At 49.5% G+C, this 16,827-nt stretch carries 16 protein-coding genes and 1 pseudogene; 8 read left to right on the plus strand and 9 right to left on the minus strand.

The genetic code is table 11. The features are described from left to right. Positions 1-5 precede the first annotated feature (5 nt). The 5 genes from J4G07_20620 to J4G07_20640 form a co-directional block, all read right to left on the minus strand. On the minus strand, positions 6-623 hold the full coding sequence (locus J4G07_20620) for a protein jag (GenBank protein MCE2416391.1): 618 nt from the start codon (positions 621-623) through the stop codon (positions 6-8). 158 nt (positions 624-781) lie between these two features. Beyond that, the gene (yidC, locus tag J4G07_20625; protein ID MCE2416392.1) at positions 782-2,617 is read right to left on the minus strand and encodes a membrane protein insertase YidC; all 1,836 of its coding nucleotides are present in this window, start codon (positions 2,615-2,617) and stop codon (positions 782-784) included. A gap of 252 nt (positions 2,618-2,869) precedes the next feature. Continuing rightward, positions 2,870-3,073 carry a membrane protein insertion efficiency factor YidD gene (gene yidD, locus J4G07_20630; GenBank protein MCE2416393.1) on the minus strand — a complete coding sequence of 68 codons (204 nt, stop codon included), beginning with the start codon at positions 3,071-3,073 and terminating at the stop codon, positions 2,870-2,872. Positions 3,074-3,155: 82 nt separating this feature from the next. Next, a complete protein-coding gene (gene rnpA / locus J4G07_20635; GenBank protein MCE2416394.1) occupies positions 3,156-3,545 on the minus strand; it encodes a ribonuclease P protein component in 390 nt (129 codons plus the stop codon). Positions 3,546-3,548: 3 nt separating this feature from the next. After that, complete coding sequence (locus J4G07_20640) at positions 3,549-3,992, minus strand: HNH endonuclease (GenBank protein MCE2416395.1); 444 nt, start codon at positions 3,990-3,992, stop codon at positions 3,549-3,551. A 487-nt stretch (positions 3,993-4,479) separates the two neighbouring features. Here J4G07_20640 and J4G07_20645 point away from each other — a divergent pair, with 487 nt between their 5' ends. From J4G07_20645 to J4G07_20655, 3 genes are all read left to right on the plus strand, one after another. Further along, on the plus strand, positions 4,480-6,087 hold the full coding sequence (locus J4G07_20645; GenBank protein ID MCE2416396.1) for a CRTAC1 family protein: 1,608 nt from the start codon (positions 4,480-4,482) through the stop codon (positions 6,085-6,087). Positions 6,088-6,171: 84 nt separating this feature from the next. Next, entirely contained in the window at positions 6,172-6,819 is a 648-nt protein-coding gene (locus J4G07_20650; GenBank protein MCE2416397.1) for a hypothetical protein, read from the plus strand. 21 nt (positions 6,820-6,840) lie between these two features. Beyond that, complete coding sequence (locus J4G07_20655; GenBank protein MCE2416398.1) at positions 6,841-7,488, plus strand: hypothetical protein; 648 nt, start codon at positions 6,841-6,843, stop codon at positions 7,486-7,488. 474 nt (positions 7,489-7,962) lie between these two features. On the opposite strand, the gene J4G07_20660 is transcribed toward J4G07_20655, so the two are convergent. Together J4G07_20660 and rimI are read right to left on the minus strand one after the other, a co-directional pair. Then, positions 7,963-8,742: an isochorismatase family protein gene (locus J4G07_20660; GenBank protein MCE2416399.1), complete on the minus strand. Its 780-nt coding sequence runs from the start codon at positions 8,740-8,742 to the stop codon at positions 7,963-7,965. Next, positions 8,732-9,211 (minus strand): ribosomal protein S18-alanine N-acetyltransferase, encoded by a 480-nt coding sequence (gene rimI / locus J4G07_20665; protein MCE2416400.1) that lies wholly within the window; start codon positions 9,209-9,211, stop codon positions 8,732-8,734. Before rimI ends, J4G07_20660 begins: the two co-directional genes overlap by 11 nt. Before the next feature lie 168 nt (positions 9,212-9,379). Between rimI and J4G07_20670 the strand changes: the two genes are divergently transcribed. The 5 genes from J4G07_20670 (at position 9,380) to J4G07_20690 (ending at position 14,903) form a co-directional block, all read left to right on the plus strand. Next, a complete protein-coding gene (locus J4G07_20670; protein MCE2416401.1) occupies positions 9,380-10,525 on the plus strand; it encodes a PLP-dependent aminotransferase family protein in 1,146 nt (381 codons plus the stop codon). Between the two features lie 12 nt (positions 10,526-10,537). Next, entirely contained in the window at positions 10,538-11,905 is a 1,368-nt protein-coding gene (locus tag J4G07_20675; protein ID MCE2416402.1) for a sulfatase, read from the plus strand. A gap of 11 nt (positions 11,906-11,916) precedes the next feature. After that, complete coding sequence (locus J4G07_20680) at positions 11,917-12,963, plus strand: hypothetical protein (GenBank protein MCE2416403.1); 1,047 nt, start codon at positions 11,917-11,919, stop codon at positions 12,961-12,963. Then, complete coding sequence (locus J4G07_20685; protein ID MCE2416404.1) at positions 12,963-13,565, plus strand: hypothetical protein; 603 nt, start codon at positions 12,963-12,965, stop codon at positions 13,563-13,565. Before J4G07_20680 ends, J4G07_20685 begins: the two co-directional genes overlap by 1 nt. A gap of 198 nt (positions 13,566-13,763) precedes the next feature. Continuing rightward, the gene (locus J4G07_20690; GenBank protein MCE2416405.1) at positions 13,764-14,903 is read left to right on the plus strand and encodes a glycosyltransferase family 9 protein; all 1,140 of its coding nucleotides are present in this window, start codon (positions 13,764-13,766) and stop codon (positions 14,901-14,903) included. Positions 14,904-15,122: 219 nt separating this feature from the next. Here the strand turns inward: J4G07_20690 and groL are convergent. Then, positions 15,123-16,719: pseudogene (gene groL / locus J4G07_20695) on the minus strand (chaperonin GroEL). A 16-nt stretch (positions 16,720-16,735) separates the two neighbouring features. Next, positions 16,736-16,827: co-chaperone GroES (locus tag J4G07_20700; GenBank protein ID MCE2416406.1), on the minus strand; the 92-nt coding region annotated here is incomplete at its 5' end.

Consider the following 16,827-nt stretch of genomic DNA (forward strand, 5'->3'; position numbering starts at 1 on the left):
TAAGGTTATTGTGTTGTGACGACGACGCGTCGCATTTCACCCTCGCCTTGGCTATAGGTAGACACGACCTCGTCTCCTTTTAAGGTAACATGAATGATACGGCGATCGCGTGCGGACATAGGTGCAAGGACGACTTCTCGGTCAGTATACCTAACCTTTTCAGCGACTTGGTGTGCCATCTCGACGAGTCGTTCTTCTCGGCGTTCTCGATAGCCCTCTGTATTGACGAAAACGCGTCTCTTTACAAGCGAGGCTTTGTTGACGATACAATTAAGCAAACGCTCAATTGCATCAAGGGTCTGCCCGTGTTTCCCGATGAGCAGGGCGGGACTGTCGGTGCCAATATTGAGGTGTGTGCTGCCGTCAACAAAACTCGACTCAACCTCTGCGTCAATTCCCATTCGGGTGAGCATTTCCTTCAGGATCGTCTCTGGTGCGGAAGACACATCTTGTTTGAGCGTTGCGCGAATCTTCGCGGGTTTAGCACCGAAGTTCAAAATCCCTTTCGTAGGTTCGCTGACGATGTCAATTGTGACCTGATCGCGAGTTGCCTCCAGTTCAGTGAGGGCATGTTCAATTGCTTCCTCCACTGTATCGCCTTCGGATTCGATGTAGTGCTGCACAGGTAAAAATCCTCCTCGCATAATTGCTTCCAGCGGTGAAGTTGTTGATTGGGCATTTCGTTAAAAAACTTGATAGAATTCTCTGGGATTTAAACGCTCCTTTTTGATGCCCGGAGCGGTTACAAACCGCTCCTACCGGTACTGGGGTAGTGCTGGTTCTACTTTCGTTTGGCATCGTTCCTTTTTTTCGCGTTTGCTGGTGCGGATTGATCTTCGTCAGTCTCACTTCGGTTTTGTATGTACTGTTGCGCTATCGTGAAAACATTATTACACAACCAATACAACACAAATCCGGATGCCCAGTTATAAAAGATGAAGATAAAAATGAGGGGCATAAACTGCATTAATTTCGCTTGCATGTTGTCGGTCGTTGGTGCCATATTGCCGACGAATTTCTGTTGGAGCCAGGTTGTCAAACCGTTTATTATAGGCAATAAGCGAACGGCATCTATCTGCGTGAAAATCAATGGAATCGTGAAAGGGAGTTCGATTAAAGTGTCGGGTGCAGAAAGGTCATCGATCCATAAGAGGAAAGGTGCTCCACGGAGTTCCACTGCGCTTCCAAGAAGTGCGAAGAGTGCCCAAAAAATCGGAATTTGTGGCAGCCAGGGTATACACCCCCCTAACGGGTTGACGCCGTGTTCCTTGTAGAGTCGCATCGTGGCGCGATTGAGTTTCTGCGGGTCATCCCTGTATTTCTCCTTCAATTCCACTAACTGCGGCTGAAGTTTCTGCATCTCCTTCATAGATTTATGTGCTTTGCGTGTGAAGGGATAAGAGACGATCTTCACCAAAGCGGTTAGGAGTATAATCGCGAGGCCGTAGTTGCCAACGATACTGTGAAAACCTTTAAATATCCAGAGCATTCCCCATGCGAGGGGCCAGAAGAATCCGAAATCAATGATCTTCGAGAGACGCACAGGGTTTTCAGGTGCATTTGGTGCCTCTATCGTTTTTAGGATTGTATCGTCTTTCGGACCAACATAGAGCCGAAACACTTGCGTTCTTTTCTCCTGTGCTGCGAGATAAAAACTCGGCACGACGAGTGCAGCGGTCTCTGTTGGTGCAGTGACAGCGATATCGGTTGTAACATCTGCCTGTGGTGTCTCTATAAATTTATAGGTAGCGGCAAGCTGCGGATCTGGAATCATCAATATGCTGAAATACTGGCTGTCCATGCCTGCCCAGAGAACAGTCGCTAACGACTGTTCAGATTTGAGTTCACGCTTGGGTTTATCCTCACCGATATACGCTTTCGCGCCTTCACTGCCGCGTCGCCCACGTTTGCCGCTTTTCTTTTCATGTGGGAGCAGATCGGCATTGATACCCCGTCCCCATTGAAGTTGGTATCCGTTTGTGGGTTCGGTCCCCCCCATCAGTAACGGTTCGTCAGAGACATTTTGGAAGGTTAGCGTCATGTCAACGAAGTAACTGTCCGGGCTGAAGATGAACTGCTTTGCGATTCGTAATTTTTCTCCGACTGTTGTCGTGAAGAAGAGCGTGTCAACATTTTGCCCGTTTGTGATGTTAATTTCGGATTTGTTAGCCTTCCATCTGGTCCGGAGTGAATCGAGCTGAAGCTGCGAATTGCCGAACCGAAGTGCGAGGCAGTTGAGTGCATTTTCAGGAATCAGGTCCAAAGGGGTCTTGCTCGCATCCGTCCTGTCTGGAAAGTGATTTAATTGCCACTGTTTAGCGATTGCGAGTTTTTCGTTAAAAACAATCGTGTAGTTATCAGTTTGGACGCTGACTTTTGCATCGTCTGGACTTTCCTCAACCGGTGTCCAGAGGTCAGGACTGACGGACACATCGGTTCCGTCGAGTGTTCCGGGTGTTGCAGTGTCCGATTGTGTTTCACCCGGACTGGATGCTGCCGGTGTCTCGGTAGTTGCGGGGTCATCGGGTTGCGGGGCAAAACGTTTGCCGAAAAATAGGCTCCATCCGATCATCACAGCAATCATCAGAACCAATGCAAGAATGTAACGTACTCCCATCGAGATTAGACGCTCCTCATTTTTTGTGTTCTTTAATTATACCTTGCGGATTTTTAATTTTACCTTGCGGAGGAAGGATGTGCGTTTCGATGTTGACGTGCGTTCCTCATATCCGCCTGCGTGTTTTGCTTGGGCGTTTCTGCGGATTTCTGCGTATTGTTGCAGGCTACCGGTTTTGATACTATCTTAACGTGAGTTTGATAAAAACCTCTTTGCTGATTGCTGATAACTGACTGCTAATTGGCATACCTGCTATTTTAGAGGGTCAAAGCCTCCGGGGTGGTAAGGGTGGCATTTTGAAAGTCGTTTAATTGTTAGCCAGCACCCTTTGAAGGCACCGTAGCGTTTTAACGCTTGGAGGGCATATTGTGAGCATGTCGGATAGAATCGGCAGGACGGTGGCAAGAATGGCGAAATAAAGCGTCGATAAAAGCGGATGGGCTGTAGAAGAATCATTGTCCCGTCCAATTTATTGCGTATCCACCGGCTTCTATTTTGGCTGATACCTTCTTCGCAGTGCTTACAATGTGGCACGCTTTTATCCTGACTGACTGCCATCGTTTCTACCTTGCCTTAGCGTGTCGCTGGCTGGATTGTTTAAAATCGATGCCTTCCGAAAGAGGTGAAACAATCCATCTTTTGCTTCTTGACACGTGAGCCGACAGGCTTGTGCTCTTCCGACGACTACGATGTCATATTCAGTTTTTATTCGTGGGCGTAACTGCCGAAACGATTCGCGAATAAGCCTTTTGACCCGATTTCGTTGAACGCTTTTTCCGACTTTTTTACTGACGGTTATTCCCAATCGGAGGTTATTGAAACGGTTGTGGAAAACGTATATCACAAAGTAGCGATTCCAATACTTACTGCCATTTTGATAGGCACGCTGGAATTCCCAACGTTTTTTCAGTTTTTTCGGATCTTGCATGATTTAGTTGATATACAGATATTTTCTCCACGACGGGTGGCACCCGCGAAAGTGACGATTGAGTTGCAAATAGGTCAAAATTGAGGGTGTTTTCGGCTGACGCTGTAGTTTCAATCGCGTTTCGTAGAGCATTTTACTGCCCTTTTTGTTATTACACTTTTTGCAGGCTGTCACAACGTTCTCCCATGTTGTTTCTCCGCCGCGAGAGAGGGGTATCACATGGTCCATCGTAAGTTGTGCGGCTGGGAACTCGCTATAACAGTATTGACATGTATACTGGTCGCGGACGAGAACATTCCTCCGTGAAAATTTGACGACGCTGCGCGGGACATTGACGTAGTTAACTAACCGAATGACATGGGGAACTTTCACCGCAGCACTCGGGGAATGAATCTCAATATCAGAGACTTCTTCAGTCTGTGCAGTGCCCTTAAAAACCATTTTCATAGCGCGCCTGAGGTTACAAACGTTGATTGCTTCGTAGCTGGCGTTAAGTACTAATACAGATATTTCCACTTGCGTGCCCTCTAACTTAGACAACTAACTTTAACCACACTCACTCTTATGAATTTTAACACATTTTTAGTGTAATTGCAACTAAAATCTCAGTTGTTAGTTGTCAGCAGTCAGCAGAATGGCGGTCAGCAGTCAGCGGTCAGCAGTCGGTAAAGAGGTAGGTTTGTAACAATTCACCACTTCCTGGAGTATTCCAAGTTAAGGGTAGATTGTTACCGAAAACCCTCTTAACCGATAGCCGATATTATCGGGAATCGGAGTGTTTTTGCTTGGGCATTTCCCTCTCTTACAAAAGAAATAAAGATACACTTGACGTACGGTTGTGTGTATAATGTCTGTAAAACACCTATTAGGTAGGCGAGGTTAGGAAACCTCACCAGCGAAGGCATAGAGTCGTTCTAATCTGAGAGGAATTTGAATGCCCAATCGGTTGCGAGACACTATTGCGGTCTTGAGTCTTACGTTTATTTTCAGCAGTTATGGATCTGATATTCGATTTGAGGATGTTACTGAAGAAGCGGGTATCCATTTCGAGCACGCTGGTGGTATCGACTTGCGTGTGGTGCCTGCGCTCGTCGGTTCGGGTGCGGCGTGGTGCGACTACGACAATGATGGGAAGTTAGATCTTTATATCGCCAACAGTGCTTTGGTGCGACCGGCATCGGGAGCGGTGCTACCGAAAAACGCGCTCTATCGGAATAACGGCGATGGCACCTTCAGCAATGTAACGGATACTGCTGGCGTCGGTGATACCGGTTGGGGGATGGGGTGTGCGTTCGCAGATTATGACAACGATGGCGACGCCGATCTCTATATCACGAACTATAAGGCGAACCTATTCTATCGAAACAACGGCGACGGGAGTTTCAAACGCTTTTCGTCTGGTGCTGGGGGCATTGGTCACGAGGGTTTCGGTGCGGGGATCGCTTGGGGCGATTATGATCGCGATGGTTACCTCGACCTTTACGTCGGCAACTATATTGAATATACCAAAGTCCCGCAAGGGGATGAAGTCTTCTTCCCGTATGATTTCTTCGGACAAGCAAATGTTCTTTATCTAAATAAGGGGGACGGCGGTTTCATCAATATTACGGATGCTGCCAAGGTGAACGGTGGATTTCATCTGACACTCGGTGTCGCTGCAGCGGATTACGACACCGATGGCGACCTGGATCTGTATCTCGCCAATGATACCGACCAGAATATCCTCTATCGCAACGATGGCGAGTTAACGTTCACGAATACGAACCGCCCAGATGCGAGGAGTCGCACTGGTGATATACGGAGTGGTATGGGCATTAGTTGGGGCGATTACGATGCCGATGGCGATTTGGATCTCTTTGTTACGAATTGGTTGGATGAAAACAACGTCCTATACAGAAATAACGGTGACGGCACCTTTATGGATGTTTCGGCGAAAAGTGGTGTTTTTGAGTCCGGACTCGGTAAAACATGTTGGGGGACTGCGTTGTTCGATGCAGATAACGATGGGGATCTGGATATCTTCTTCTCGGCAGGACACATCGATCCGGCTTCGTGGGAAGCGCATGGGCAAGCGGATGTTTTTCTCGAGAACAACGGTGACGGCACCTTCAGTGATATTTCTGATGTCGTCGGACTTCGGGAATCCAGTGCCTACGGGGTCGGTAGAGGGGTCGCGGTCGCGGATTACGATGCCGATGGCGATTTAGACGTATTTATCGTTAATAGTGGTGGGAAACCGATGTTGCTCCGAAACGACGGTGGTAACCAACAGCAGTGGCTTCAGATTCGCACGGTCGGCACAGTGAGCAATCGGGACGGTGTTGGCGCGCTTGTGAAGGTGAGTGCTGGCGATCTTCATCAGGTTCAGCAGGTAACAGCGGGCGACAGTTACCTTTCTCAGAGTAGTCTCGATGTTGAGTTTGGACTTGCGCACCACAAGACAGTAGATCGAATTGTTATTCGGTGGCCGAGCGGTAATGTGCAAACGTTGACCGATGTGCGAGCGAACCAGCGGATTGTTGTGGTTGAACCTTCGGAGTAATACAAAAATATTGCAATTGCGACGCGGATGTGTTATTCTTAATTTCATATCTTCACGTTTCTTAATTAAAATAAGGAGGAAAACATGCGACAAAGTTTATTGTGTGTTGTTTTGATTGCTGTATACGCTGCGGTAACGATCGTCCACGATGCGAGTGCAGCCGAAGAGATTCGGGTATGGGGCGGCAAATTGGAGGATTTTAAAGATTCCGATGGCCGTATCTGGCACGGTGGACAGAACGAGAAGGAAGCATGGGGCGGCTGGGTTGAAAAGTTGCCGCGCACCGCTGAAGTCGTGGCACTTACAAAGGACGCTGAAAAACTCGCGAAGGCGGAAGGGTACGATCAGGAACTCTTCTATGCGGTGAGTTGGGCACAATTTCCTGATACGGTTAAGATGGACCTGAACACCGGCAAAGGCATGTTCACTGTTACCTATCTTGTGGGTGAACACTGGTCTCCGAACAATCGCGGTTTCGATATTATCATTGAGGACGAAATTGTTGAAGAGGAGTATGTGACACCGGGTAATAATGAGATAGATATTATACGATACGAAGGCATTGAAGTTAAAGACAAGGTTATGAGCCTTGAATTCGCTGGCAATCCGAAGACCGGTGCTGGAGATCTCAATGCTATGTTTAGTGGGATAGAGGTTATCCCCGCATTAGCCATCGACCCGAAACAGAAACTCACGACGACGTGGGGAGTCCTGAAAGGGGAACGGAATTAACAAGTAGATGGAGGTACGTTAGTGCGATTATTAAGTGTTTTGACGATTGTTACTTTTATAGGAGCTCTCGCGATCCCGACGTTGCTATCAGCTGAAGAATTCCGGGTATGGGGTGGCAAGACAGATGACTTCACTGATTCACAGGGACGCGTCTGGAACGGTGCGCAGCAGGAGGACCAGTCTTGGGGTGGATGGATTGAAAAACTGCCACGGACTGCTGAAGTCGCAACCTTGACAGCCGATGCACAAGCGCAGGCGGAAGCCGCTGGCTACGATGTGGAACTCTTCTATGCGGTGAGTTGGGCGCAGTTCCCCGACACCGTTAAGTATCAGTTTAAGACGGGTGATGGCGTTTTTGATGTTACCTATCTTGTGGGTGAGCATTGGTCTCCAAACAACCGTGGTTTCGATATTTTCATTGAAGAGGAGAACGTCGAGCCGCTCTACGTGACACCGGGTAAAGACGAAATTGACATCAAAATGTATTCGGGGATTGAAGTCAGCGATGGTGCCCTTGACCTTCACTTCGCAGGAAATGCGGAAACCGGCGCAGGGGATCTGAACGCAATGTTCAGCGCTTTGGAAGTTGTACCATCTGCGAGTACTGCTGTAGATCCGAAGGCGAAACTCACGACAACATGGGGTTCGCTGAAAGACAGCCGTCAATAGGAAACGCCTTAAACCTTAGTGAATTATAACGTGAGTTTGATAAAAGTACAAGTTGGGTTTCGCTACCGTTATTGACACAGAAAGTGTCTTGAAAAACGACATATTTTTTCACATTCTGTGATTTTTTCGGCGTATTTACCGCTCTACCTAGGGGAAACACCCAAGCAAAAACACCTACAGATTTATTGCCTGAAAATACTTGGACACTTTAGAAAACACAAGACCCACTCGCTGGCGAGGTTTCCTAACCTCGCCACATTAGAGAGTGTAAACTTAATTGTGGACTTTACTATAAAATGCCCGCGGTATTCCCATTACCGTGGGCATTTTTTTGTATATGGCGGTCAGCAGTCCGGAATCGGAGGGTTTTTGATAGGGTGTTTCCGCCCTCCCACAGCAGAGGATTGTGGGTTGACCGAGGCGGTCACCTACCAACCGCCCCTACCGTTTTAGTCGTCAGCGGTCAAGAGAATATTATACCTTGGGGGTCGTCAAATCGCCGCTCAGGATTGTGGGACACCAAAATTTCTCAATGTATTCAATAATGAGCTGCGTGCCCTCTTCATGGCTGACGTAAGGCGGCTTGAAGGGATTGTACATCGCATCGGTGAGATCACGTGAGAGAACGGCGTTGATGCCCCAACGCACCATCTGTTTAATGGCGAACGAACGTCCGAGAACGCACATATTGGTGTGAACGCCCATGAAGATAATGTTCTTAATACCTTTGTGATCCAGTAGGTTGTATACCTCCTGCCCATCGTCGCTGATCGCATCTATATCCGCAATTTCAATGGCTGGGTGCTGACGGTGCCACGCTTTGTAGCCATCGGTTTCGCCGGTATCTGAGCCACCATCCGAGGCATCAACAGGCAACGGTGGATCGGGGAGTTCACGTTCGGCGGGTGTGTCGGCATGTGGTAGCTTCAAGACCGCACGGCGTGCGGGATGTTCCTCGTAGAAGTCCATCGTGTCAGAGGGCGCATGGATAATCTGTATGCCTCGTTCCCGCGCCCGACCGAGAACGATATTCATCCGCGGTGCCATCACGTTGACACGTTCTGTCGCGCCCCACGACCAGTGTTCGTTCCACATATCAACGACAACGATGGCGGTTTCAGAGGTGTTCCAGTTGACCTCCTCTTCAATGACACGCCAACCGTTTCTGCCGACCGTCCGTGCTTCCTGTCGGCGGGTTGAGAGCGATAGGTTTGTCGTCGCTGAGAAGACTTGACTTAATACATTAAACAACATGAATTTCTTCTCCTTTTCGGAAAACGTAAGCGTCTTTAGAGCGTCCGTAGTAGTTTTTTCGGGTGCCACAGATGCGGAACCCGAACTGCCGATAGAGGTATTGTGCAGGCAGATTGCTGACGGCGACTTCCAAGAAAACTTCGCGTCCATCATGTGCCTGTATCATTTTTAGGGCTGATGTGAGCAGATATTTAGCGATGCCCTGTCGCCGATAGGCAACTGGTACTGCGAGGTTCAGGATATGCGCCTCTTCATGGAGAATACTGAACACAATGTAACCGACGATGCTATTCTCGTGCCGTGCTGCGTAAAAATGCTCGGACGACCGAGGTCGCTTCAGAGACAATGCGTAATAAGTTTCGCTCCATGGATCCTCAAAGCACTCGTTTTCGATTTTTATTATCTCCTGCAGATCACACAAGCGCATCGGTTCAAAGGTAAGGTTTGGGAGCGGGTTTTGGATTGCCATTCTCGTATTTTGCGGTTTCTTTTAAAATTGACACTTATGGTGGTGTTATCTATTATACCATATAGGATTTTTCTGTGGCAACTGCGTTTCTGTTTTCGGTATTGCCTTTTTTCAGAGAGTCTGTTATAATTCATTTATGTGGAATCTGCCAAGAACAAGGAGTACACTATGAAAGATTTTGGTTTTACAGGCGGGCGACCGGATCCGTACACGTTCCCGACGGAAGGTTTAATTGCCGCGAGTGAAAAGGCTCTCCGTAAGTTGGGTGGCGATCTGGTTAACTATCCGGGCGAATCAGGATATCAAGGATTGCGGGAACTGGCATCAATGCGATTTGAGAGACGTGAAGGTGTCCCGCTGCCGATAGATAATATCTCAATTACCTCAGGCTCCATGCAGGCACTGGAATTGGTCCTGGGGACGTTGATTAATCCCGGCGATACGGTCCTGACAGAGGAATATACTTATAGCGGCACCTTGGGGATCATGCGGCACTTCAAGGCGAATATCGTCGGTGTGCCGATGGACTACACCGATGGCATGAATATGGATGCGCTGGCGGCGAAACTTGCGGAACTCAAACGCCAGAATATCCGACCATCGCTCATCTATACGACATCGAACCACCAGAATCCGACAGGTGCTATTCTCTCGCTTGAGCGTCGCCATCGGATGTTAGCCTTAGCGGAAGAATACGACACACGCATTGTTGAAGATGACTGCTACGGCGATATTGACTTTACATCGACACCGACACCGGCATCACTTTTTAAGTTGGATACTTCTAATCGGGTGATCTTCATTGCGACTTTCTCCAAGATTTTAGGCGCGGGTGTTCGGCAAGGTTATTTCGTGGCGAGAGAACCTTATTGGGGACAAATTCACCAGAACCGCTGGGACGGCGGGACGAGTGCATTAGCGAGTGCAATCGTTGCTGAATTCTTCATGGAACACTTGGAAGCGCATCTCGTGAAGACGAATGCAGCGGTAGGCGCGAAATGTCGCGCAGTGGTGGAGACGCTTGAGGCGCACGTCAGCGATCTCTGTACATGGACACGCCCCCGCGGTGGACTCTTCCTATGGATAGATCTGCCGGAGAACACGGACCTTAACAAGTTGCAGGAACTCGCCTCGGCAAAAGGGGTCGGATACAGTAACGGAAGTGCCTTCCACTACGCGAGCGAGTCCGTAAAGGCGATCCGATTGGCGTATGCTTACTGCCATGTCGATGATATTCCTGAAGGGATTACTTATCTATGTGAAGCGATTCGCGCGGCACAAGTGACCTCAGCGGATGTTGCGGCAGGCGATTAGGGAATAGCCAATATGCGCAATATTATCCTCATCTCGTTAGATACACTACGGGCATCAAGTATGAGTTGTTATGGGCATCGCAACCTGACGACACCGCACCTCGATGCGCTCGCAGAGAAGGCGACGCTTTTTGAGAAGTGTATCAGCCCACATATCCCGACACATCCTGCTCATACGACGATGTTCACGGGAAAGGATGTCTTGTCCCACCAAATTATTACACAGGGTGGAACGCTCAACTTAGCAACGGACATAAAGACGGCTCCTGAGCTGCTGAGTGAGGCGGGCTACTTCACCGTTGCGGCGGACAATTTGGGACGCTGGTTTCAGCGCGGTTTCCCTGAAGCACTGTATCGCGGCTACCAATGGGAGACGGGTTACCGCAATGCTCGGAAGGCGGAGGCGGTTAACGAAACAGCGATTGAGCTTTTGGACATTGCGCAGGCACAGGATAAACCTTGGTTCGCTTTTCTTCACTACTGGGATCCACACACGCCGTATCTTCCTCCGTTGCCGTTTGAACGGATGTTTTATAGCGGAGACGAATGTGCCCCGACCCATCAAAGCATGGATGCTGTTTACGCATGCGAACCCTTTACGGACTATTTTCGACAGTGGATGTGTACGCCAGACCCATCGGATCCGGACAACATTGCGAAGAAACGACTCTGGACGGATAGGCGGTATGTAAACGCGCAATACGATGCCTCGATCGCTTATATGGACGCGTGCCTGGCACAGTTGTTCCGATACTTGAACGATTGCGGGCAACTTGAGGAGACGCTCCTGATGATTACCGCCGATCACGGTGAGGAACTCGATGAACACGAACTCTGGTATGACCATCACGGACTCTACGAAACCAATTGCCACGTGCCGTTAATCGTTCACTGTCCGGCACTCATTTCCGAAGGACAACGGCTTGACGGTCTTGTCCGTCTCACTGACATTGCCCCGACACTCCTTGATTATGCGGGGTTGACGGCGGTGGCGGCGCGTGAAAAGATGGAGGGCACAAGTCTACGTGCCTTGATGGAAAACAGCTCACACGATGGGACGACGGAAGCGGTCTATCTTACGGAGTGCGGATGGATGAAAAAGCGTGGATGGCAAACCCAGAAGTGGAAATTGATTGTTGAAACCGGTGATACGCCTGCCGTTTATGGAACACCGGATTTGGAACTCTACGATCTTGAAGAGGATCCCGACGAGGTTTATAATTTGGCTGAAGAGGCAGACGATGTCGTTGCGCATTTGAAAACAGATATGGAGACTTTTCTGCAACGCCGACTCGCCGAAACAGGACTGCCCGACCCAACGGTCGAACAGGATATTACCATGCGACGCATCGGTGATACGTCTAAGGCAGTGCCGCTTTGAAGAGGAATATTGTGAAACATAGATGTAGATCGCGCCTTGTTGCTTCAATTTTCAATAGCGTGATGCGATCACGAGTAGCGATCGTGCCACTTGTGTTGATGTTTGTCTTTAACGGTTGCGCGGCGTTAGAGGAAGCGCAGCGACGGCGAGAGAAGCGGATACTCGAAGAACGAGATTCAGCCTCCCTCATGCTGAGACCGTCGAAAGCGACGATCCTGCCGGTGAGACCGGACGCACTCTTCGGTGAAAGTGATCACTATACCCTCAAATTTGCTGACGATTTGCGAGCCCTCGAAGCATTCGACGAAGTCGAGGAACGGAAGGAATTCATAGAAAGCGCGCTCGGTTATATGGAAAGTCTTTACGATGCGATGGATCGGCTCTTCGGTTTTAAGCCGAAGCATAAGATACACGTGACACTGCATCACCTCTATAGAGGAACGAATCTCGCGGCGTTTACGCGCACCGACTATCGCTCAGGGATTCAGGACGGACGGTATGTGAAGTTTATTAACGGCATTCAGATGGATTTCCCAATAGACATGTATGAAAAACACGGGGTGCGCGTCCATGAACTGACACATGCCTTTACGAATATCTATTTTTTACCGGTATGGTTCTCGGAAGGCATCGCTGTCCTGATTCAGTCGGAATATGCAAAAGGGGGTATGCACCCGAAACTTGATAGCCTTGAAATAGATATGAAACTTGATTTAGATGGTGTGAATCAATTAGAGAGTTGGGGCGGACATACTGAGAACAGTCCGTTGACGCATTGGCGCTACAGTTATGCATACACGCTCGTCGCTGAGTTGTGGGAACGATACGGTGAAGATTTTTATATCAGGGTTTTTAGGTTGATGGAAGCAGATGGGCTCCATCAAAAACTCGCAGGGTCTATGAAGACGAGTTTCTTGGTTTATTATTTCAGTGAAGCCGCTGGCGAAGATCTCGTGCCTTTCTTTAGGAAACTGCATTTCAAAGTGCGCAAATTGACGAAAGAAGATATCCTCAAGCAGATTGAATCGAATAAAGTAGGAGTAGGTGGGAGGCGATAATGCGTGTTCAATTCCAATCATACAATGGGTATGCATGCCTGCTACTGGGGCTGACGTGTCTCTATTATGGGTGTAGTCTCGGTCAGAACTGGAGCCAGAACTACGCACAACTGCCCGGCGTAACCGCCAGCGATCCGGCAATCATCGACGGGAAAACCGAGACTATCGGTCAATCCCAACGGAAAAAGGGGTCGGGCAGTGCTTTAATCGACCTTGATATTCCATCGGAGGCGATTGTGTATTTGCCCGAAAAGAAGGCGCTCTATCGGATTGTGATTCACTCGTCGAATTTGGAAGAATTTGAAGTGATGGCATACAACTCGCGCGGTGAGTGGGACAAAATCTATGACCTGCGAAGTAACAAGGATTCGATCATCGATATCCGTTTTAAAAAAGTGGTCACGACAACGGGCATTAAATTAGTCGTGCACCGGACGACGGAGGATGCCGCTCGAAGACGGGAGAATGTCCAGATACGACGCGAAAATGTGGAAATCAAAGAGGGACAGGTGCGGCGTGGACGTTTATTATACCGCATCACAGGACCGACAACGGCACTCGCGAAGATTGCGGAGATTGAGTTATACGGTTACGTGAATTAGCGATCAGTAATTGTCTGAATCAGGATTTTAGGATTGAAAGAGGCGAGGTTAAGCAATATTAGGTTTTGGGGAAGGGTGGAAGCACAGGAAGATTGGAAGAAACACTGTCTCTTCTTCCTATCTTCCAACCTTCCATCCTTCCGACTTTCCAACCCAATTGCGGATGCAAAACTTGAACGTTAATCCTCAAATTTGCCTATGCAGTCCACTCGGCTTCAACAACACTTAGATCGATACCTCGGTATTCCGCTTTGCGCGCTGCTGCGCCTATTTTCTCAACAGGCATCGATACCCTCCACCCCGAAAAAGATTCTTTTCATTCAACTCTCCGCTTTGGGTGACACGATTTTGGCGATCCCCGCCATTCGGGCGATTCGATACGCCTTTCCAGATGCCGAAGTCGCGATGTTAGCATCCCCAACGAACCTAAATTATCTATCAGCGTGCCCCTATATCGACAGACGCATCGCTTTCCGTAAACCAGGAATCCGATTAATTTCGCTGCTGCGCCGCGAGAGATTCGATTGGGCAATCGACTTAGAGCATTGGCCCCGACTGAGCGCGCTGCTCGCTTACGCGACGGGTGCACCGATGCGACTCGGATTTTCGACAAGAGGACAGTATCGTCATTACCTTTTCACGGAGACGGTCCCGCACATCGAAGGACGGCATGAGGTCCGTAACTTTTTGAGCCTTGCGGCGCAACTGAACTGTCAAGTCCAAGAACTTGGACTTGAGGTTTGGTGGCGTGAAAACGAACGTGCGTGGGTACGCGAAGTCTTGGCAGAAGTGGGTATCTCGCTGGAGGAACCGATGATTGTGCTACATCCAGAGGCAGGCAGACGCGGCGAGCCTCGCAGACGATGGCCACACGGACGCTATGTGGCACTGGCGAATGCTCTGGTTGCAAAGTATGGTGCGCAGATCGTTTTGACAGGAGCACCTGATGAGGTGGCGGTCTCTGAAGAGATCGCTGATCGGACGAAACACCGAACTGTTGTACTTACGGGACGGACGGAGGTCAATCAACTCGCTGCGCTTTTTTCGGATGCGACGTTGGTAGTGAGCGGCAATTGTGGTCCGATGCACCTCGCGGCGGCAACGGGCACACCGGTTATTGGGTTGCATGGTCCTACGAACTTTGCGCAATGGGGTCCTTGGAGTCGTCATTCGAGTATCGTCCGTGCACGGATACCGTGTAGTCCGTGTCTTAATTTGGGTTATGAGTATGGGTGTCAAGCACTTGCCGATGGGACCTCGCCGTGTATGCACACGGTTGCGGTTGCGACTGTGCTTCAGGAGTGTGAACGGTTGTTATCGGGAGTCGGCGGTCAGTAGTCAGTAGTCGGTAGTTGGCAGTCGGCAGTCAGCAGTCGGCAGTCAGCAAGAGGATGTTCTTAAACGAATACCTCTTTACTGAACGCTGAAAGGTTTTTCGCAGAAAAACCGACCTGATCGCTGACGGCTAACTGCCATTCTTGCTGATGGCTGATAGCCGATAGCCAATAAATAAAAAAGGCGAGGTATGAATACCTCGCCTTTTGTTGTACTGACGGTTTAGTACATGTCACCACCTGGGGGCATCGGCGGTGCCGGTGCTTCCGCTTCAGGTAGTTCTGCGATGAGCGTTTCGGTGGTGATCATCAACGCTGCGATACTGGCTGCGTTTTGCAACGCCACCCGCACGACCTTAGTCGGATCGGGAATACCAGCTTCAAACATGTCGATGAAGCGTTCTTGATGTGCGTCGTAGCCAACGTTTCCGCCTTCGTCCTTGACTTTTGCGATGATGACGGAGTCTTCCTGTCCGGCATTCTTCGCGATTTGACGGAGCGGATCTTCGAGCGCACGGCGGACGATAGAGACACCAACTTCTTCCGTCGGATCGCTGAGTTGGAGTGCATCGAGAGTGGCTTGGGATCTCACGAGAGCGACCCCACCCCCGACAACGACACCTTCTTCAACGGCGGCGCGTGTGGCGTGCATTGCGTCTTCAACGCGTGCTTTCTTCTCTTTCATCTCGACTTCCGTAGCGGCACCGACGTTAATGACGGCAACACCACCGGCGAGTTTTGCGAGGCGTTCCTGCAACTTCTCGCGATCGTAGTCGGATGTTGTGTCTTCGATCTGTCTACGAATCTGGTCGATACGCCCTTGGATGGCTTCGGTTGTGCCTTCACCTTCGACGATGGTTGTGTTGTCTTTGTCGATAACAACACGTTTGGCACTGCCGAGGTCGTTCAATGTGATGTTTTCGAGGTTAATTCCGAGATCTTCGGAAATGACGCGTCCGTTTGTCAAGACGGCAATGTCTTCGAGCATTTCTTTTCGGCGGTCACCATAGCCGGGTGCCTTAACGGCGGAACAACGGAGTGTTCCACGAATTTTGTTGACAACGACGGTTGCGAGTGCTTCGCCTTCAACATCCTCAGCGATGATCAACAGCGGTTTGCCCTGCTGTGCGGTGCGCTCTAAGACCGGAACGAGGTCCTTGAGGCTGCTGATTTTCTTTTCGTGGATGAGGATTGCGGCGTCTTCCAGAACGGCTTCCATCCGATCAGCATCCGTTACGAAGTAGGGTGAGAGATAGCCACGGTCGAACTGCATACCTTCGACGACATCCAGTGTCGTTTCAAGGCTTTTTGCTTCTTCGACGGTGATAACGCCATCTTTTCCGACTTTTTCCATAGCGTCAGCGATGAGATCGCCGATAGACTTGTGCGATCTCGGTTTTCTCGGAAACCTCTTTGCTCAAACCGTGAATTGCGTTAACGACCGCATTGACGGCTTTTTCAATACCGCGTTTAAGTGCCATCGGGTTATGCCCTGCGGCGACGTTTTTCAAGCCTTCGCGATAGATAGACTGTGCGAGGATGGTTGCGGTGGTGGTTCCGTCTCCAGCGACATCGCTGGTTTTAGATGCGACCTCTTTGACCATCTGCGCGCCCATATTTTCGTAGGCGTCTTCGAGTTCCACCTCTTTTGCGACGGTAACACCATCTTTGGTGATTGTCGGTGCGCCGAATTTCTTATCAAGCACGACATTCCGTCCTTTGGGACCTAATGTAACTTTTACTGCGTCCGCGAGCTTGTCAACGCCTTGTTTAATAGCGCTCCGTGCTTCTTCATCAAACGCAAGTTGTTTTGCTGCCATGTGTTTAACTCCTTTCTTAGTTAACCTTAGCTAAGATATCATCTTCGCGCAAGATGAGATATTCAGTGTTATCATACGTAACTTCGGTGCCGCCGTATTTGGCGAAAA

The organism is Candidatus Poribacteria bacterium (genome assembly GCA_021295715.1).
Classification (GTDB): domain Bacteria; phylum Poribacteria; class WGA-4E; order WGA-4E; family WGA-3G; genus WGA-3G.